Consider the following 20,695-nt stretch of genomic DNA (forward strand, 5'->3'; position numbering starts at 1 on the left):
CGACAAAGGCTTGCGCGTTTACACGCCGACGTCTTTTCACTACGATTGGGGTATGCCTGAACACGCACACCCTATCTTGATCGGCTGCAGTGGCTGGAGCTACCCCGACTGGGAAGGCCCGTTTTATCGGGTCGGGATGCCCGCTGTCGAATACCTCGAGTGGTACGCCGACCGCTTCCCAATCGTCGAGGTCGATAGCTCCTTCTACCGGATTCCGCCGCCGAACATGGTCCGAGGTTGGCGTGATCGGACTCCCGACGAATTCCGATTCGCCCCGAAGGTGCCGAAGGTCATCACCCACGAGAAGCAACTCGTCGACTGCGAGGCCGAGGTCGAGCGCTTCGTCGCCTCGCTCGAGCCGCTCGGCAAGAAGCTTTACTGCGCGCTCCTCCAGATGGGCTATTTCAACCGACGCGTCTTCGGCTCGCTCGAAGACTTCCTGCCGGTGCTCGATCGGTTTCTAACGGCCTGGCCGATCCGACAGGTCCCCCTGGCCGTCGAGGTGCGAAACCCTCGCTGGATTGGGCCCGAGCTGGCCGTTGTGCTTCGCAAGCACGGTGCCGCGCTCACCCTGACGGAGCAGACGTGGATGCCAAAGCCGACCGAGGTCGCCGATCGCATCGATCCCGTCACCGGCCCGTTCTCGTTCGTGCGGCTGATCGGTGACCGCGAGAGCATGGAGAAGATCGCAACGACCTGGGACAAGGTCATCGTGGACAAGTCAGCCGAGCTCGACGAATCGGCCCGACTGATCGAGGCGCTGGCGACTCGAGTCCCCGTGGCCGTCTTCACGAACAACCACTACGCAGGCTACGCGCCCGCCACCGCCCGCGACCTTCGCTCCCGTCTCGGTCTCGCCGACCCCACCCCTCCCGTCCGGCCCAGAACGACTCTCTTCGATTAGCACCTCGCGAGACTCGGCGTTTTCTTCAAGGCGGGGAGGATTCACCTCGAAGGCACATAGGACACTAAGAATAACAAGAAAGGAATTGTTAGATTTATTTGATTTCCCTTTGTGCCTTCGTGGTGAATCCTCCCCCGTCTACTCTTCCAATGCAGTAGGACCCTCGCGTCCTTCGGAATTCTCGAAAAAGGCGGAACATCGGCACCGTCATGGGACACTACACCTTCGAGTCGGCAAGTTCGTCGAGAGGGCCGGTGCCGTGGCGATTGACCAGCATGTCGCTGTCCTGAAGGGACTCCGCACGCTTCTCGGCCTGGGGAGTGTGGCGGGGCTAACCGATGGGCAATTGCTCGATCGGTTCCTGAACCGTCGCGGAGAGGTCTCTGAACTCGCCTTCACCGCCCTGGTCGAGCGCCATGGTCCGATGGTCCTGCGGGTCTGCCGTCAGGTCTTGATCGAGCCACATGACGTCGAGGATGCCTTCCAGGCCACATTCCTCGTCCTCGTGAAGAAGGCGAAGAGCATCCGGCGGTCGGAATCGGCCGGCAGTTGGCTCCACGGCGTTGCCCTCCGGGTGGCGTCTCGAGCTCGGGCCTCGGCGATTCGACGCCGGAGGCACGAGCGGGACGGGGCCTCCCCGGCCTCGACCCCAGTCCTCGAAGAACACGACGATTCTGACTCGGTCCTCCATCAAGAGGTCGCACGGCTGCCGGAGAAATACCGGACGCCGGTCGTCCTCTGCTACCTCGAAGGGCGCACCTACGACGAGGCCGCCGCCCAACTACGTTGTCCCGTCGGCACGGTGAAGAGTCGCCTCGCCCGGGCCCGCGAGCGTCTCCAGCGCCGGTTGTTGCAACGCGGCCTGGCCCCTGCGCTGTCGCTCGCGGCTTCGGAATTGTCGTCCCGGGCGCATGCGACCTTCATTCATCCCCAGCTCCTCGAAACCACCGTCCGGGCCGCGACTGCGTTCGCGGCAAGGACTGACTTGACGACCGGCGCGTTGTCCGCAGCCGCCGTCACCCTCACCGAAGGAGTCCTTCGCACCATGCTCCTGGCCAAGTGGAAATCGGTCGCCGTCGTTTCGATCGCGACCATCGGCATCGGATCGGCCGTCCATGCCCAATTCGGTGGTGATGCCCTGCCATCCAAAGAGGTCGGAGAGTCTTCGAAGCCGGCGAGGCTCGCCACCGCCGGAGAGTCGTCCCCCCAGGAAGCCGACCGCCTCAAAGGCCTTGAATCCAAGCTCGACCGGATTTTGAGGGCCCTGGAAGGGACGACGAAGGCCACGGATGTCCGGGCCGCCTCCCGTGAGGCAAAACGAAACCAGGAACGGAGCAGCTCGGCCGCTTTACCGGCGACGGCTGCCGTGGGCCGATCACACCCAGACCCGGCGACGGCTGCTCCGGCACTGGGATCGGATCGTCTGTCGCTGATCGAGGGGCGACTCGCCCGGGTCGAACAGAGACTCGACGCGCTCGAGAAAGGACTCTCTCGCGCCTCGTCTGATCCGTTCAAGGTCCAGGACGCGACGAGCGCACGTGCCCAGGCGCTCTACGATCATGTGCTTAACGGGAGCGTTGCGCCTTCGGCTGACCCGGACAACGCCTCCGAGGACGGCTTCAAGAGCGGAGAGACCGTCGTCCCGGAGGGTGATCGACTCGGCCCGGACCCACGGACCCGGCAGGATACCCTCCCGGCTCGGGGGGGACCGAACTCGCTGGCCGACCCTCAGGTCGCAAGGCCACTCGGTGAAGTGGAACCCCCTTCGAACGACGTACGCCCTCCACGCTGAGATCCCAAGGCTCGTAACGAAGTCCCATCGAAGCAAAAATCTTCAGATGCGACCGACGTGTTCAATTTTCAACCGGTTCCTTGAGTCTTTGCACTTGACTTAGAGGGTGCCGACAAGGACTCGAAGATTTCTCGGACCGTTGACGCCGGAGAAACGGGAAGGAGATCGCGGACGACTTCTCCCCGACAACGGATTACGGGCCCGAAGGACCAGGCGTCCCCGGGCTCGTTCTGCGTTCTTCGCCGATTATTTCGGCGCCCCGGCGCCCGCATTGGGCTCCTTCTCTTCCGCGATGGCGGACATGCCGAATAGGTTCGCGAGCTTCGCGCCCCCACGGAATAGCCGCTGGAGGGCTGGGGTCGAGAGGCGGTCGATCTGGCTGTACCAGGTCGTGACCATGCTCGTGAACTCGAGCATTTTCTCGAGCTGTTCCCGGGTATAAACCTCGGCGTCTCCGCCCGCCTTGGCTTCGCGCACGCAATGCTCGAGCAGCGCGATCGTCGGGTCCATCTCCCGGCGCTTGCGTTCGGCCATGATGACCCGGAAGGTTTCCATCACATCCTTGAGCGCTTCGAATCGATCCCGACGGTCGCCGATGATGTGGACTCGACGGACGACGCCCCAGGTGATGAGCTCGCGGAGACTCGTCGAGACATTGGATCGGCTCACGTCCAGGAGCCGGCTAATCTCCTCGGCGTCGAGCGCTTCGGGCGAGGCGAAGAGGAGCGCGTGGACCTGGGCCATCGTCCGGTTGATCCCCCAGGCCTGCCCCATCTCGCCCCAGTGGAGCACGAACTTCTGCGCAGCGGGAGTGAGTGTCACGGGAATTTCCGGAATGTCTGGCCGAACAGTTTCTACAGAAAGGATACTCCAGTTTTGCGAGCGAATTCAAGGCACGAGACGAGTCGCGGAATCGCCGATCCGGTTGAATTTCCCGACGAACGGCCGGCTCTGCTCGTTTTTTCAATTTGACCTGTTCGGGCCTCGGTAATTGGGTTAAAGGTAGGTTGCCCCGACCGGTAAATCGCAGCTCAGGGATGAGACGCACCGATGTCTAGGAGGGATTCCGCGTCGTCGCTCCGCGCCCCCTTCCCTCCTCGATCGGTCTCGGATTTCGTTCCCAGATTGGGGCTCCTTCCCGCCGATAACAGTGAAGACTCGAGACCGTTCCAACATGGTGTATGGGCGATAACCTCGTGAGGGGTCGTCTGTACCGCTGTGTTCGCCATCCTCAAGGACGTGGGGGTGAACTGCCGTGAAGATCAACGCTGCCGCGATACAGATGTCGTCCGAAGTCCTCGACGTGGCGGCCAACATCGGCCGGGCTGACGCGCTGTTGCATCACGCGCGGAGTCGAGGCGCCGAATTGGCGGTGCTGCCCGAATTGTTCAATACGGGTTATGCGCTCTGCCCCGATTACGCCCCGTACGCCGAGGGGATCGAGGGGCCGACGCTCGAACATCTCCGCATACGTAGCCGACAGTGGAAGATGGGGATTGCCGCCGGCTTCGTCGAGCGCGAAGGGCGACACCTTTATGATTCCGTAGCCTTCGTCCAGCCTGACGGGCAGACCCATATCTACCGGAAGCGCAACCTCGTCTTCTGGGAACGTTTTCGCTTCAAGCCGGGCCAGAAGCCCTTGGTGGTCACGACCCCTTGGGGGCGGATCGGCTTCGCCGTCTGCGCCGACATGATCTACCGCAAAGTCTGGCACGATTATCGGGACCGGATCGACCTGGCGATCGTCTGCGCAGCGTGGCCCGACTTTGCGTGCCGACACACCGGGCGGAAGCACTGGTTGTTCGGCCACGTCGGCCCGATGTCGGCCGAGATCCCGGGTAAGGTGGCCGTGGATCTCGACATCCCGGTGATCTTCGCGAATCAATGCGGCACGACCCAGACGACGATCCCGGTCCTCAACACCCGGATCGCCGACCGGTTCGCCGGCATGAGCAGCCTCTGCGACGGGCTCCACGGCGTGGCCGCCCGCGCGGGGGTCGAGGAGGAAGTCCTGATCTCATCACTGACGGTCCATTCTCAGAGAGGATCGAAACCATGCCGTTCTACGTCCCGCTCGGCCTTCGCGGCATCTGCTTTCAGATCGGCACGCTCCTGATCACGGTTTTCGGGGGAGTCGTCTATTGGCGGGCCAGCCGTCGCCGATCTCTCGTCGCGCTTCCCCTCACGCTCGCCTTTGACTTGCCGGACCTCGAGCCCATACCATTCTCCGACTGACGCTCGCCCGAGATCTGGGTGATTCGACTTCCCCGCGGGACGCGGGACGGACCACTTCGACGTGGTGGACGGGCTGTCGCGGAGCGACGGCCCTTCAACTTTTGGCGCAGACAGGGCGGGGTGGAATTGCGATTCTCCCGCCGTTGTCGAATTGAACGAGCCCCTCGGGAACCCCCGGGGCGTTCGCTTGCCCTGGCGGACCAGGCGTCTCGGCGACAGATTCCGATGAGAATGGACCTGGGCAGAGGGATCGACGATGTGCGGAATCGCCGGAGCCTTGGATTTAACCGGTCAGCGCGAGTTTCCCGTCCGGCGGCTCCTGGCCATGACCGGCGCCATCGCGCACCGGGGCCCTGACGACGAGCAGTTCCACGCCGAACCGGGGGTCGTCCTCGGAGCCCGCCGCCTCTCGATCGTCGACCTCGCCGGTGGTCGGCAGCCGATCCCGAATGAACGCGGTGATATCTGGGTCGCCTTCAACGGCGAACTCTTCGAATATCCCGAGCTCCGGCAAGAGCTCCTCTCTCGGGGTCATTCCCTTTCGACACGTTGCGACACCGAGGCCTGGGTCCACCTCTACGAGGACCTCGGCGAAGGGATGTTCGAGAAGGCGCGGGGGCAATTCGCTGTCTCGCTCTGGGACCGCGCGAACCGGACCCTGATCCTGGGACGGGACCGCGTCGGCATCTGCCCCCTCTACTACGCCGAGCGCGACGGCTGGCTCCTCTGGGGCTCTGAAGTCAAGGCGCTCCTCTCCTCCGGCCTGGTCGACGCGAAGCCGGATCCCAAGGGGATCGACCACCTCTTCTCGTTCTTCTGCTCGGGGACGACGCGGACCCATTTCGAGGGCGTCAAGTCGCTCGCTCCCGGCCATTACCTGCGGATCCGAGACGGTCGGATCGAGGTCCGGAAATACTGGGACCTCGACTTCCCCGACGCGGGTCACGAACGTCGGATGGACGACCCTCGCCCCCTCGTCGACGAGTTCGAAGCCTTGCTCCGCCAGTCGGTCGAGCGTCGGCTGCGCGGGGACGTCCCCGTCGTGAGTTACATCAGCGGCGGCCTCGACTCGACCGTCGTGCTCGGCCTGAGCAGCCGCCAACGTGGGCAAGCGGTCCCGTCGTTCACCATCGGCCTCGACAAGGCGGGCCCCGACGAGCGAAGCCAGGCCACCGAGGCCGCCGAGGTCCTCGGCTCGAAGCTCACGATGGTCACGATGGACAAGGGCCGGATCGCCTCGGCCTTCCCCGAGCTGACGATCGCCGCCGAAGGCCCGATCATGGACACCTCGTGCGCCGCGCTCATGCGACTGGCCGAGGTGGTCCACGAGCAAGGCTACAAGGTCGCACTGACCGGAGAGGGGGCCGACGAGGCGCTCGCGGGCTATGTCTGGTTCAAGTCGCAGAAGATCCGCGAGTCGATCGCCAGGCTCCCGATGGGAGTCCCCCTCCTCCGAGGGACGCGCCGGTTTTTGCTCGCCGCGATCGGCGGAGGCTCCGCGCATCGACCCCCGGAGCTCGCCATCGGCGGCGTCCGGACCGCCCAGCAAGATATGTACGAGCTCATCGGCCAGGCCCGCTCGTCCCTCTATACCGACGGGATGTGGAATCGGCTCGCGGGCCACGACCCCTACGCCGACCTCAACATCACCAACGACCGGATCAAGGACTGGCATCCCCTGAATCAGTCGTTGTATGTCGGCTACAAGGTCATGCTCGCCGGCCTCCTCATGATCTCCAAGGGGGACCGGATCGCGATGCACTCGTCGGTCGAGACGCGTTACCCGTTCCTCGACGACGACGTGATCCAGTTCTGCTCGCAAATCTCGCCCGACTACAAGCTCCACGGCCGCACCGAGAAGTGGATCCTCCGACAAGTCGCCGCGAAGACCCTACCGACGCAGATCGCCAACCGTCCCAAGACGATGTTCCGTGCAAGCCTCTCGAAGACCTTTCTGGGACCCGACCGCCCGCACTGGGTCGACCAACTCCTCAGCCCCGAGTCGCTCCAGGCGAGCGGCTACTTCGACGCCAAGGCGGTCGCCCGCGAGCGGGCCTTCCAGAATATTTTACCTCGAATCACCGCGCGTCGATTCGTCATGGATGTGGGCCTGACCTGCGTCGTGACCAGCCAGCTCTGGCACCACCTGTTCTGCGGTGGCGGCCTTTGTGACCTCCCGACGTGGACCCCGCCCGTGATCGACTCCGAACGGGTTTCCGAAATGGCCTCGTCGAACAGTCGATAACCTCGCCGTGGTGAGGCACTACTTCGAGTGGTTCCCCGGACCGCCCTCACGAACGTGGTGTTCGGGGAAATCGGCAACATATCGCCTCAATAGGGCTTCGGTGTCGTTGTCCACCACGTAAATCTTGCCTCGGATCGACTTCGACTCTCCTGGGGCGAGCCCTCCGATACGAAAGTCGGAGTGGAGACAGACGATGATCCCCTGAAAAAGCTCCTGATACGGCTCCCAAGCCGTGGCCAGGAGCTTTTTGCCGTCGGAAGAGACGCACCCGATGAGGCCGTTTGAGGGGACGATCGTACTCAGAGGCCGAGGGTTGACGTCGTTCCGATCGACGTGCGCCGGGCAGTAGACCTGGCCCGGGGTGTACCGAGCCTGCGTCGACCAGGGTCGCGTGGGAAGCTCCGCCCGCCGGCCGTCGACGAATACGAAGCATTGCGGAAGGTACAGCTCGGAGGACCGCTCGGACTTCGTTCCCGTGAATCCGTCGACCCGAATACAGGGCTGGGCCCAATGGGCCTCCGAGTTCTTCTTCGTCGGGTTCCTGGCGACAACCTGAAAATCGACGACGTCCCGCGCTGCCCGAATGTCGTGATCGACGACGACCCCGTCGTCGAGCGTGCTCCGGAGCCGGATCCTCTGGCCGTCGGGACTGGCCTCGACCAACTCGGTCGAGTGGGGGATTACCGTCTCTTTCCAGTCGCGATCGGTCGATCCCGGCCGGCAAAAGGCCTCGATGTACCAGACCTGCACGGTGCCCCCCGGGATCTGGGGGCCCTGGATCTTCAGCATATTCTTCGACCAAGCGAGGCCCAGCGTGGGATCATCGGCCGAAGCGGATGAATGCATCGTCGCGAGAACGAATGACATTACCACGATCGTGCGCAAAGGCCTAAGCATGCGACACCTCCGAGATCGACAGGGAAGCGGATGGGAGTGCCTCTTCCTGAGTCTCTATTGGAACGCGCCTTCGGCCGGCCGCAAGGGCCTTGGTCAAGTTGACGTTTAGTTTGTGTTAATGCAATTATGATCGGATGACAGGATATCACGAGCTTTTTCGTCCCGCATGCGTGGTTCGTCGCCGACAGTTGGAACGACATTCCCCGCGACCGGACGCGTCACATGAAAGTGAAAGCTGCCGCACCAACACAATCAAGTCCCCTCCCAGCAACCAAGTTTAGTCGGCGCATTTTCCCTTGCCTCATCAGGAATGCAACGTGCCGGCCTCGTTCTCATATTCGAGTGACGATCGTAACTCGAAGGGAATAAATGGGTTGCGATTTTTCGAACTGGCTTGTTCGTGCGAGGCTTTCATCCCTTTTGCCGATTCGAGACGTGATCTATTGATTAATGCGATCACGGGGTCTTATCCTGGGCAAGCTGCGTTAACAATTTCGGAGACGGTCAATTGTCAGCGGAATAAACATCGTTGGTTGCTCTTGGAATAATCATCGTTTGTTGCTCCGCTACGATTCATTATCACGGAAATCACACCTTGAGCCATCCCACTCTCCATCGTCGTCGCCGATCATCAATCATTGGTCGACTCCGCCCAGCCTGTCGACCGAGTCTCGTTGAGCTCGAACGACGGCTCAATCTCTCGAGCGTGATCTCGATCAGCGACGCCAGCGTCGCAGAGGGGGATTCCGGCTCCACACTGATGAACTTCACGGTCACGCGCACCGGCGACCTCGGACCACTTGTCGAGGTCGCCTACGAGACGTCGGACGGGACCGCAAAGTCCGGTACCGACTACAACCCGACGTCCGGGACGGTGATCATTCCCGCGGGCTCGGCGACCGCGACGATCTCGGTGCCGGTCCTCGGGAACCAGTTTTTGCAGAGCGATCGGACGTTCACGGTTAACTTGACCTCGGTCGTGGGCGTGACCCCTGCGACGTTCTCCGACAAGGTCGACTTCGCGACGAGCAATCTCCCCCTGAGTGTCGCGATCGGAGACCTGAACGGCGACGGCAAGCCCGACCTCGCCGTCGCGACCACGGTCTACGACCGAGTTTCGGTGCTGATGAACACCACGGCGCCGGGTGCGACGACACCGACCTTTGCCCCGAAGGTCGACTTCGCCGCGGGCTCGGGCCAAAATGCGTTCTCCGTCGCCATCGAAGACTTGAACGGGGACGGCAAGCCGGATCTCGCCGTGGCCAACGATCGGGCCGGCACCGCGGCGGTGTTGCTGAACACCACCACTCCGGGCTCGATGACGCCGACCTTCACCCCCTATACCGAATTTGCGACCGGGGCGGGTCCGACCGCGGTGGTGATCGGCGACCTCAACGCGGACGGCAAGCCCGACCTTGTCGTGGCCAACGTCGGCTCCACCCGGGTTTCCGTGCTGCTGAATACCACGGCAACCGGCTCATTGACGCCGACCTTCGCCCCCAAGATCGACTTCTCAATGGGGGGTGCTCCCTACTCGGTCGCGATCGGTGACTTGAACGGTGACGGCAAGCCCGACCTCGCCGTGGCGATGCCCAATAACGATTACGTCTCGATCCTTTTGAATACCATGGATCCGGGAGCGACCACGCCCACCTTTGCCCCCAGGATCGACCTCGCCAGCCCCGCCCAGGCCGGTCCCGACTCCGTCGCGATCGGCGACCTGAACGCGGACGGTAGGCCGGACCTTGTCATCGCCAACGTCACCGCCGGTACCGTGTCGGTTTTGTTGAACACCACGTCCGACGAAGGGTCGACGCCGACGTTCGCGCCGAAAGTCGACTACGTGACGGGTTCTCATCCAACGTCGGTCGTCATCAGCGACCTGGATGGTGACGGTAAGCCCGACTTGTCCCTCGTCAACGGCAACGATCACTCCGTGTCGATCTTCCAGAACCTGATGACTCTCGGTGCGACGTCGCCGAGCTTCGGTGCCAAGGTCGACTTCCAAACCGGATCGACTCCTCAATCGTTGGCCGTTGGCGACTTGAACGACGACGGCCTGCCCGATTTCGCCGTGGCGAGTTTTTATTCCAACGCGGCCCAAGTGCTTCTTCAAAACCCGGCCCCTATCGCGACAATCTCCGGCGCCTCGGCGACGGGGACGATCTTGGACGACGACGCTCCGGCTTATTTCTCGATTGTCTCGCCCGATGGCCAATCGGCGCCGGTCAACTCGGCTTTCGACACCACTTTCAAGGTCTCCATGATCAACTCCGCGGGCCACCCAATTCAGGGGGCCTCCGTCACCTTCACCGCACCCTCCTCAGGGGCTTCCGGAACGTTCGCGGGCGGAGTTGCCAGCGTCACAGTCCTCACCGACGTCGACGGGGTCGCCACGGCCTCGGCCTTCACGGCGAACGATGTCGCCGGGAGCTATAAGCTCACGGTCACGTGCCCTGAGGCCCAAACGCCCGTCATCTTCAGCTTGACCAACACCAAATTCAGCCCGGTCTTTAGCGGCCTCAACCCCGCCGGCATCGTTTATGGGACGGCCACGACGACGTTGAGTGGACACCTCGCCGCCGGAACGAACATCCCGGCGGGTAGCACGGTGACGGTAACGATCGACTCGGTGCAGGCAAACGCCAGCATCGATGCCGACGGCGCTTTTCAGGTTGAGTTCGACACGTCGAAGATCCCCTATTCGGCGACTCCGTACTCGGTGACCTACGCGTTCGGAGAGACTGTGGCATACAAAGCGGCGAGCGATTCGAGCACGACAGTGACGGTAGAGTCTCGCCCGCTTGTGATCTACGCGAACCCGAGGGTCAAGACCTACGGGGACGCGGTAACCTTCTCGGGCACGGAGTTCCTCGCGGCGGGGCTCGTCAACTCGGATGTTATCAACAGTGTGAAGCTCATCAGCGCGGGTACCTCGGCCACGGCGGACGTGAGCTCGACTGGGACCGTCGCCGGGCCGCCCTATGTGATCGTTATCTCGGATGCCGAGGGGACGGGCCTGAGCAACTATACGATCAGCTATGTGAGCAGTGGTTTGACGGTCCTTCCGATGCATATCCGCGGGGTCTTCACGGCGAGTGCGAAGTCATACGACGGGACGACCGATGCGACCGTGCTGACGGAGTCGACGGAAGGTGATCGGGGCGGGGTGTCTCTGGTGGGTGGTACGGCGAACTTCGGTGACGCGGGTGTCGGCACGGGGAAGGTCGTGGCTTTGTTGGGTGCGACGCTGAGCGGAGCGAACGCGGCCGACTACATCCTCGACTCGGTTTCTCCCGCGAGGGCGGATATCTGGGCGGCCTCGAGCACCGTACAACTCACGGGCACTTCGACGGACAGCACGTACGGCCAGGCGGTCACCTTCGTCGCCAACGTCGATGGCGGGGGATCGGGGACGGTGACCTTCCTCGACGGCGACTCGCCGCTTGGGACGGTCCCGGTCTCAGGATCGACCCCGACGATGTTCTCCACTGCGGATCTAGCTGTCGGGGAGCACTTCATCGTCGCGAGTTACAGCGGCGACGCCAACCACGCGGCGAGCCGCAGCGCGACGTTCTCCGAGATCGTGAACCAGGCCACTACGACGACCACCCTGACGACCTCCGATTCTCCCGGCGGCCGCGGTCGGACGATGACCCTGGTCGCGTCCGTGACTGGCGGGGCCACCGGTGTTGTGATCTTCTCGGACGGCAACAGTATCCTCGGTACGGGAGTGATCTCCGGATCGACGGCTACCCTGCTGATGCGAAAGCCGCGGATGGCGGGAGGGCATAGTCTTGTGGCGAGCTATGGTGGTGATACCAACCACCTTGGCAGCGTGAGCACTCCCTTGCGGACTTCGATCACATCGTTCACCCGTCGTCTCCGCCCCGCGTTGGGCTTGATGCATCACGGGTTTCTGGGGAGCCGGATTTCGCACGTCGTTGCCCGGCCTGTCCATCGGCTCACGCTGGATCGGCACGTCCGCTAACGAGGCCGAGATAGCCCGCCCAAGGATTTCCAAGGATAAACCCAGGGCGGGACCGATCTCAACGGTCCTGCCTTTCCCTGCTCTTGTCAGACCCGCCTGCACCACGTCGGATGTCCCGGTTCGTGGACTTTCGTGCTCCTGCTCGAGAGGCCGAGTTCGACGGTCAAGCTCTCTGCTCGTCGGGCAGCCGCGGCGGGCGTCACGCCAATACATACTAATTTGACTCGTGGGCGATCGACGCATCGAATTCATCTAGGCCCGCGGTCAAGTCATTCATCTCGGCCCGTAACTCCTCTGGAGTTGCTCCGGCATCCAGACAGTTTAGGGCCTCTTGATAGTACATTGGGTACAGGATGCGTCGCGACTCGCGACGATTCATCTCCGGACCCAAGCCTTCGATCGCCTCGCGGCAACCACGCACTCGTGGCCGCTCAGACTCGGGGAATAGGTGGTCGAAGCCGGTCGTGGGAACAGTCTCGACGCTGGTGGGGCGATTGCCGAAAACGCGATTGATGGGTTCCCTACCGAGGTCCTGCCGGGTAGATTCGAAGGGATCATGAAATGGGCGATCCTCGGCCGCCAACAGCCGCCGTTGTCGCCTTTTCCCAGTTCCTTGACACAGGAATAGTACCTTGGGTTCCTTCCCCCCCCCCGCCGTACTTCGAACCTCGCATCTCGTGCGCAATCGCCAGACGTTTTGCCCGACGGTTCACGATCTCGAACGGCGCGTCAACCTCTCGAGTGTGGTCTCGATCAGCGATGCGCGTGTCGTGGAGGGAGATTCTGGCACGACCTATCTGGACTTCACGGTGACTCGGACGGGCGACCTGGACTCGTTGGTCAATGTTTCCTACGAGTTTTTGGACGGGAGACAGTATACGGAAGACTACGGCTTTAACCTCAGTCAGGTGGTGTTTCCGTTGGGTTCGGCGACCACGACCATGTCGCTGCCAATCAACACTAACCGACTGATTGACGGCGACCGGACAATCACGGTAAAGCTACGACCATGGCTAGACATCGATCCATTCACATTTTTACATTCCAGTCATTTCGAAAGCAATCCGCTGCCCGATGCTATCGCCGCTGGGGATTTGAACGGCGACGGGAAGCCTGACTTGGTTTCGGGAAGTTCGGACTCGGATATCCTCACCGTGCTGACGAACACCACGGTCGCGGGCGGGACGACGCCCGCGTTCGCCCCCAAAGAGGATTTTGTCGCGAGTTCCGGGAGAGGTGTCACCTCGGTGGTGATCGCCGACATGAACGGCGACGGAAGGCTCGACCTTGTTGCGACCAACCAGTCGGCCGGTACCGTCTCGGTTTTAGTGAATACCTCGGCTGCCGGAGCAACCACTCCAACGTTTGCCCCCTATTTTGAGTTCACAGCCGGGGCAAGCGTGGAGTCGGCGGCGGTCGGCGACCTGGACGCCGACGGTTTGCCAGACATCGCCTTGACGAATGCGATTTCGGGTCAAGTCTCGGTGCTCCGGAATATCACGACTCAAGGGGCAACCGTACCTGAATTCGCGGCCAAGTTCGACATCGCCATCCCTGGTCGCCCGAGGTCCATCGCGATCGGCGACCTGAATGGCGACGATCTCCCCGACCTGGCCGTGACGATACCCGATTCTGATGTCGTTTCGTTGCTGATGAATACGACGATACAAGGGAACATACTTAGTTTTGCTCCCGGAACCGACCTCACCTTTCCCAAGGATACCGGGCCCTACGCGGTCGCGATCGGTGATCTGAATTCGGACGGCAAGCCCGACCTGGCGATTGCTAACTCTACCGACTGGTCGGCGAATGTGCTGTTGAATACCACGATTGCAGGAGCGTCGAAGCCGTCCTTCACCCGCGAGACGACCCTCAACGGCACGTCGTTTCCATCTTCGATTGAGATCCAAGACATTAATGGCGATGGGATGCCCGACCTGACAATTGTGGGTAGGGATGACCTCTACGTCGAGGTCATCCAAAACTCGACGACGCCAGGATCGACCAAGGCGATTTTTAGCACACCCCAGTACTATGACGTTACATACAGGCCTAGCGCGGTGGCGGTCGCCGATCTGAACGTCGACGGGTGGCCGGATCTTGCGCTCGCGGAGACATCTGCCGGCAAGTTGGGGGTGTCGTTGCAACCCCCGAATTCGAAGTCATCGATCGATAGGGCGATCGCGACGGGGACCATCATCGACGACGACAGACCGGTTTCACTCGCCGCCGCGTCGGGCGATGACCAATCGGTACTCTACGGCTCGAAGTATACCTCCGAGTTGACGGTCCTCGCCACCAATGCGGCAGGCCAGCCTGTCCAAAGGGCAATCGTTACATTTAATGTCCCTTCCACAGGCGCGTCGGGGATGTTTGCCGATGGTTCCTCGACCGTATCGGTGATGACCGATTCCGACGGCCGGGCCGTTGCTCCCGAGCTCATTGCTAACGCTGTTGCGGGAAGTTACGAGGTCACCGCCACCGTGGCTGGGTTGGACGTCTCTGCTCGGTTTCACTTGACCAATCTCAAGCTCAACCCCGGTTTCAGCGGCCTTGACTCGGCCGAAATCCTCTACGGTACGTCCTCGACGACCTTAAAGGGGCATCTCGCTGCGGGAACGAAGATCCCAGCGAGCGGAACCGTGATCGTCACGATCAACGGGAAGTCTTCCTCCGGCAAGGTTGATGAGCACGGTGATTTTCGGGTCGAGTTTGACTCGTCGAGTATTCCGCACTCGGCGACACCATACCCGGTGACGTACACGTTTACAGGATTCCCGCTCTACAACGTGGTGAGCGACGCGAGCACGACGTTGACAGTAGGATCCCGGTCACTCGTGATCTACGCGGCCCCTAGGGTTAAGACCTACGGCGAGTCGCTGAAGTTCCTGGGAACGGAGTTCTTCGCGACAGGGCTCGTGAATTCGGACGTCGTGACCAGGGTGGCGTTGGTGAGCCCGGGAACTGCGGCAACCGCAAGCGTCACTTCGATCAGAGGTACGACTGGCGAGTCATACGCCATCATCGCTTCGGGCGCCCAGGGCAAGGGCTTGAGCAATTATTCGATCCGCTACGTGAACAGCGATCTCACGGTCTCGCCTTTACACATCCGAGGAACGTTCACGGCGAACGACAAGTCGTATGACGGTACGACTGTCGCGAGCGTGCTGACACAGTCGCTCGAGGGAAGCCTGGGTGGAGTCAAGCTGGTCGGGGGGACGGCGAGCTTCGTCGACGCGGGTGCGGGTGCGGGGAAGACCGTGACATTGATCGGAGCAAGTCTGAGCGGGTTGAACGCCGCCGACTATATTCTCGACTTCGTCGCAACGGCTCGGGCTAACATTTTAGCCGTTCCGAGCACGATCCAACTCACCTCAACAGGACCGATCGGCCTGCGTGGCCGAGAGAGTTTGCTGGTTGCCAACGTGATGAACGGGGCAGTCGGATCCGTGACATTTTACGAGGGGACGAAGATCCTTGGAACCGGAGCGATCTCCGGGACGACGGCGACGCTCCTCGTCCGCAAGCCCCGGATCCCGGGCCGAGGCGGTTTCACGGCCAGCTATGAGGGCGATGCCAACCACCTCGCGAGCGTGAGCAACGCCGTGCCGATTCGGCCCCGTCTGATCGGACGTCGTCACTGGCCCGCAACCCCTATGGTGCACGCCAGGCCCTTCGGTTACCGACAGTTTGCGTCGAATGACCTCGCCGTCTCATCCCCTAGGCGATTTCCCCTCGAGCTCGGACACTTTCGACGATGATGGAGGCGTTGGGCTTCGAACCGAGGGCTCGACGCGGAAATGGGCTGGACTCCCTCGAATGAATAAGGACTCGGCGAGTAAGACCAAGGTGGTTGCCTTCCTCTGATGGGGCTCGATATGGTGGAGGTCCACGGGCCGGGTCTGGTCCGTTTCGTTGTCGACACAATTTCCCTATGGCTTGGCGTCGAGACCGACGCCTGCCCGGGTATTGACGCCAGAAGCCGCCCCGCACCGAGGAAGAGGGACCTATGGTCGACCGTCCTAAAGGCTCGGACCGTCCTGGCCATCGTGGCGCTTTGCTTTGGTCGCAGCTCGGGACCACCGTTCTGATCCTCGGGCTGGCCCAGGTCCGGGTCTTTGCCGCCGATGTGGTTGATTTCAACCGCGACATCCGCCCGATCCTCTCGGGGAAGTGCTTCACGTGCCACGGCCCCGATCAGCCCAGGCGCAAGGCGGGGCTGCGACTCGATACCTCCGAGGGAACGTTTCAACCCGCGAAATCGGGCAACCGGGCCGTCGTCCCGGGGAAGCTCGACGAGAGCGAGATCTTCCGGAGGATCACCTCGGACGACGATGACGAACGGATGCCCCCGACCAAGGATGGGAAGCCCCTCACTTCGCAGGAGGTCGGTCTCTTCAAGGCCTGGATCACTCAAGGCGCTCCTTACGGGAAGCACTGGGCCTTCGTTCCTCCCGTGAAGCCGGAGGCCCCTCGGGCGGGGGACGGGACCTGGCGACGGAATGGGATCGACGACTTCATCCTCGACCGACTCGAGAAGGAAGGGTTGCATCCGTCGTCCGAGGCCGACAAGGTCACCCTGCTCCGGAGGCTGAGCCTCGACCTGATCGGGTTGCCGCCGGGCATCGCGGAGATTGATCGGTTCGTCTCGAATCAGGCCAGCGACGCCTACGAGACCGAGGTGGAACGGCTCCTCGCTTCGCCGCATTACGGCGAGCGTTGGGCACGAGTCTGGCTCGACGCCGCGCGTTATGCCGACTCGGACGGATACGAGAAGGACAAGTCGCGACAGGTCTGGTTCTATCGAGACTGGGTCATCAACGCGATCAATCGTGACCTTCCCTACGACCGGTTCATCGTCGAGCAGATCGCGGGCGACTTACTCCCCTCGGCCACACAAGATCAGGTCGTGGCGACCGGATTCTTGCGCAATTCGATGATCAATGAAGAAGGGGGCGTCGATCCCGAACAGTTCCGGATGGAGGCCATGTTCGACCGCATGGACGCGATCGGCAAGGGGATCCTCGGGTTGACGATTCAGTGCGCCCAGTGCCATAGCCACAAATTCGACCCGCTCACCCAGGACGAGTATTACGGGCTCTTCGCCTTCCTGAACAACACGCACGAGTCGGACATTGCGGTTTACTCGCCAACCGAGCAGGCGGAGCGCTCCGGGCTCCGTCGACAGATGGGTGAAATTGAAGCGGACCTGAAGCGCCGATACCCGGACTGGGCCGCACGGATGGCGGCCTGGGAGGAAAAGGCGAAAAATGACCAGCCGGAGTGGGTTGTGGTCCATCCCTCCGTCGAGGCGATTTCCAATGACGGACAGCGGTACCTTGCCCTCCCCGACGGCTCCTTGCTCGCCCAGGGCTATGCCCCGACCAAGCATCGTCCCAAGCTAACCGTCGAGACGTCCCTCAGGGGGATCACGGCGTTCCGACTCGAGTTGCTCAACGACCCAAACCTGCCGCGGAATGGCCCCGGACGATCTTACAAGGGGACCGGTGCTTTGACCGAATTCGAGGTCGAGGTGTCGTCTCCTGGCTCCCCGGAAAAGGTCCGCCCGATCAAGATTCGCGAGGCGACCGCGGATGTGAACCCGCCCGTGACGCCCCTCGAACCGATCTTCGACGACAAGAGCGGCAAGACTCGAGTGACGGGGCCGATCGGCTTCGCGGTCGACGGCAATCACGAGACGGCCTGGGAGACGGGGGGAGGCACCGGGCGTCGCAACCAACCAAGGAAGGCGGTATTCCAAGCCGAGGCACCGATCACACAGGAGGGAGGGTCGGTCCTGACGTTCCACCTCCGCCAAGATCACGGCGGCTGGAACAGCGACGACAACCAGAACAACAACCTGGGCCGGTTCCGGATCTCGATCACGACCTCTCCGAACGCGCAGGCCGACCCGCTCCCGCAGCATGTGCGAGCGATCCTCGGCATCCCTCGCGAATCGCGATCACCCGAGCAGGTCGCCGAGGTCTTCAGCTACTGGCGGACGACGGTGCCCGAATGGGTCGCTGAGAACGCTCGGGTCCAGGACCTCTGGTCCCACGACCCGAAGGGAACGACCCAGTTGGTCCTCCAGGAGCGGGACATGCTCCGCGAGACCCACCGGCTCCATCGCGGTGATTTCTTGAAGCCTGAGGCGCTGGTGAAGCCCGGCGTCCCGTCGTTCCTCCACCGGCTTCCTGCCTCGGCGGCTTCGGCACCGAATCGCTTGAGCTTTGCCCGGTGGCTGGCCGACCGCGGCTCGCCGACGACGGCCCGAGCTTTTGTGAACCGGGTTTGGCAGGCCTACTTCGGGACCGGGCTGGTCAGCACCAGCGAAGACCTCGGCTCTCAGAGCGAGGCCCCGTCACACCCCGAACTCCTCGACTGGCTCGCGGTCGACTTCATGGATCGAGGGTGGAAGATCAAGGATTTCCACCGACTGCTCGTCTGCTCGGCCACGTACCGGCAAAGCTCTCGCGTAACGCCGGATCTGGTCGCCAAGGATCCCTATAATCGGCTTCTCGCGCGAGGGCCGAGATTCCGCGTCGACGCCGAGGTTGTCCGCGACATCGCCCTCGCCGCCGGGGGCCTCCTGAGCCCGAGGGTCGGCGGCCCGAGTGCGTTCCCACCCGCCCCCGAGTTCCTCTTCCAGCGCCCCGCGAGCTACGGACCCAAGGTCTGGATCGAAGGGAAAGGCGACGAACGCTTTCGCCGAGCCCTTTACACCTTCCGCTATCGCTCGGTCCCCTACCCCACCCTCCAGACCTTCGACTCCCCGAACGGCGATTTCTCGTGCGTCCGCCGGAGTCGCTCGAATACTCCCCTCCAGGCCTTGACCACCCTCAACGAACCCCTGTTCGTCGAATGTGCGAAGGCGCTCGCCGACCGGACCATGCGGGAAGGCGGAGATTCGGATGAGCATAAGCTGGCATTTGCCTTTCGCCAATGCCTGGCGAGGAACCCGACCGAAGCCGAGTCGGCCGAGCTCCGCGACCTCTTGAAGCGACAGATGACGCGCGTCGCCGACGGGAGCCTCGACGCCAAGGCCCTGGCCGGAGAAGGCTCGAAAACGCCGGGCCAGGTCGCGGCCTGGACGGTCATCGCCCGAGTGCTCCTGAACCTCGACGAAACCATCACGAAGGAATGAGAAGGGTCGCCATGAACTGCCAGGATCATCTCCATCGCGGCGCCGATCCGAGGCAGGTGGCCCGTCGCTGGTTCTTCCAGCAGTGCGGAGTCGGCCTCGGAGCCCTCGCCCTAGGCGATCTGCTTCGAAGCGGCGGGTATGCCGCCCCGGCTTCGACACCGGACGCCGACCCGCTCGCCGCCAAGGCTCCCCACTTCGCTCCCAGGGCGAAACGGGTCATCTTCCTGTTCATGGCGGGTGCCCCGAGCCACCTCGAGCTCTTCGACAACAAGCCGCAGCTCACGAAGTTCGACGGGACACTGCCCCCGGCCGAGTTGATCAAGGGGTATCGTGCGGCGTTCATCAACCCGAACTCCACCCTGCTCGGCCCGAAGTTCAAGTTCGCCAAGCATGGCCAATCCGGCGCCGAGCTCTCGGAGCTCTTGCCGAATCTCGCCGAAGTGGCGGACGACATCGCCATCGTTAAATCCATGGTGACCGATGCGTTCAACCACGCGCCCGGCCAGATCCAGATGAGCACCGGGTCGCAGCAATTCGGCAGGCCGAGCCTCGGGTCGTGGGCCACCTACGGGCTCGGCAGCGAGTCTCGCGACCTGCCCGGCTTCATCGTCTTCAGCTCCGGGAGCAAGGGACCGAGCGGGGGGAATTCCAACTGGGGGAACGGCTTCCTCCCGACGGTCCACCAGGGGGTCATGTTCCGCAGCAGCGGCGATCCCGTCCTTTACCTCTCCAACCCTCGGGGCGTCGATTCTGACGTCCAGCGCGACTCCCTGAATACCGTGCGCCGGCTCAACCAGATGCGATTCGACGCCGTCGGCGACCCCGAGATCGCCACGAGGATCAGCTCCTACGAGATGGCATTCCGCATGCAGGCCAGCGCCCCGGAAGCGATGGATCTGTCGCGCGAGCCGAAGCAGGTCCTCGAGATGTACGGCGCCGAGCCGGGCAAGCCGTCCTTCGCCAACAACTGCCTCCTCGCCCGTCGCCTCGTCGAGCGCGGGGTCCGGTTCGTCGAGCTTTTCCACGAGGCCTGGGACCAGCACAGCGACCTCGTCAACGGGCTCAAGAAGAACTGCAAGGACACCGACCGGGCCTCCGCCGCGCTGATCAAGGACCTCAAGCAGCGCGGGCTGCTGGACGACACCCTGGTCGTCTGGGGCGGCGAGTTCGGCCGCACTCCGATGGTCCAAGGGGGCAGCGACGGGCGTGACCACCACCCCAACGCTTTCAGCATGTGGCTCGCAGGCGGCGGGATCAAGCCGGGCCTCACCCTGGGCGAGAGCGACGAATTCGGCTTCCAGGCCGTGAAGGATCGCGTCCACGTGAACGACCTGCACGCGACGATCCTCCACCTCCTCGGGTTCGACCATACGAGGTTGACTTATCGATTCCAGGGACGCGACTTCCGGCTCACGGACGTCGCCGGACGCGTCGTCAAAGAATTGCTCGCATGATGAGAATCGGGAAATCACGCAAATTCATCCCGG

The 20,695-nt window shown here is 62.8% G+C and carries 10 protein-coding genes; 8 read left to right on the forward strand and 2 right to left on the reverse strand.

The window, feature by feature from the left end:
- Nucleotides 1-52 precede the first annotated feature (52 nt).
- Nucleotides 53-904, forward strand: a complete 852-nt coding sequence (locus ACYOEI_RS03565) for a DUF72 domain-containing protein (RefSeq protein WP_462847921.1) — start codon at nt 53-55, stop codon at nt 902-904.
- Between the two features lie 259 nt (nt 905-1,163).
- Nucleotides 1,164-2,696 (forward strand): RNA polymerase sigma factor, encoded by a 1,533-nt coding sequence (locus ACYOEI_RS03570; RefSeq protein WP_462847922.1) that lies wholly within the window; start codon nt 1,164-1,166, stop codon nt 2,694-2,696.
- A gap of 246 nt (nt 2,697-2,942) precedes the next feature.
- Here ACYOEI_RS03570 and ACYOEI_RS03575 read toward each other — a convergent pair whose 3' ends face one another.
- Entirely contained in the window at nt 2,943-3,518 is a 576-nt protein-coding gene (locus tag ACYOEI_RS03575) for a GbsR/MarR family transcriptional regulator (protein WP_462847923.1), read from the reverse strand.
- Between the two features lie 433 nt (nt 3,519-3,951).
- On the opposite strand from ACYOEI_RS03575, the gene ACYOEI_RS03580 reads away from it, so the two are divergent.
- On the forward strand, nt 3,952-4,812 hold the full coding sequence (locus ACYOEI_RS03580) for a carbon-nitrogen hydrolase family protein (protein WP_462847924.1): 861 nt from the start codon (nt 3,952-3,954) through the stop codon (nt 4,810-4,812).
- Nucleotides 4,813-5,187: 375 nt separating this feature from the next.
- The gene (asnB, locus tag ACYOEI_RS03585; RefSeq protein ID WP_462847925.1) at nt 5,188-7,176 is read left to right on the forward strand and encodes an asparagine synthase (glutamine-hydrolyzing); all 1,989 of its coding nucleotides are present in this window, start codon (nt 5,188-5,190) and stop codon (nt 7,174-7,176) included.
- Nucleotides 7,177-7,194: 18 nt separating this feature from the next.
- On the opposite strand, the gene ACYOEI_RS03590 is transcribed toward asnB, so the two are convergent.
- Complete coding sequence (locus ACYOEI_RS03590) at nt 7,195-8,043, reverse strand: hypothetical protein (RefSeq protein ID WP_462847926.1); 849 nt, start codon at nt 8,041-8,043, stop codon at nt 7,195-7,197.
- Between the two features lie 736 nt (nt 8,044-8,779).
- On the opposite strand from ACYOEI_RS03590, the gene ACYOEI_RS03595 reads away from it, so the two are divergent.
- The 4 genes from ACYOEI_RS03595 (at nt 8,780) to ACYOEI_RS03610 (ending at nt 20,662) form a co-directional block, all read left to right on the forward strand.
- Nucleotides 8,780-12,064: an FG-GAP-like repeat-containing protein gene (locus ACYOEI_RS03595; RefSeq protein WP_462847927.1), complete on the forward strand. Its 3,285-nt coding sequence runs from the start codon at nt 8,780-8,782 to the stop codon at nt 12,062-12,064.
- Between the two features lie 677 nt (nt 12,065-12,741).
- Nucleotides 12,742-15,825, forward strand: a complete 3,084-nt coding sequence (locus ACYOEI_RS03600) for an FG-GAP-like repeat-containing protein (protein WP_462847928.1) — start codon at nt 12,742-12,744, stop codon at nt 15,823-15,825.
- 248 nt (nt 15,826-16,073) lie between these two features.
- Nucleotides 16,074-19,208, forward strand: a complete 3,135-nt coding sequence (locus ACYOEI_RS03605) for a PSD1 and planctomycete cytochrome C domain-containing protein (RefSeq protein ID WP_462847929.1) — start codon at nt 16,074-16,076, stop codon at nt 19,206-19,208.
- A gap of 11 nt (nt 19,209-19,219) precedes the next feature.
- Nucleotides 19,220-20,662, forward strand: a complete 1,443-nt coding sequence (locus tag ACYOEI_RS03610) for a DUF1501 domain-containing protein (protein ID WP_462847930.1) — start codon at nt 19,220-19,222, stop codon at nt 20,660-20,662.
- The last annotated feature ends 33 nt before the right edge of the window (nt 20,663-20,695 follow it).

The organism is Singulisphaera rosea (assembly GCF_054877945.1).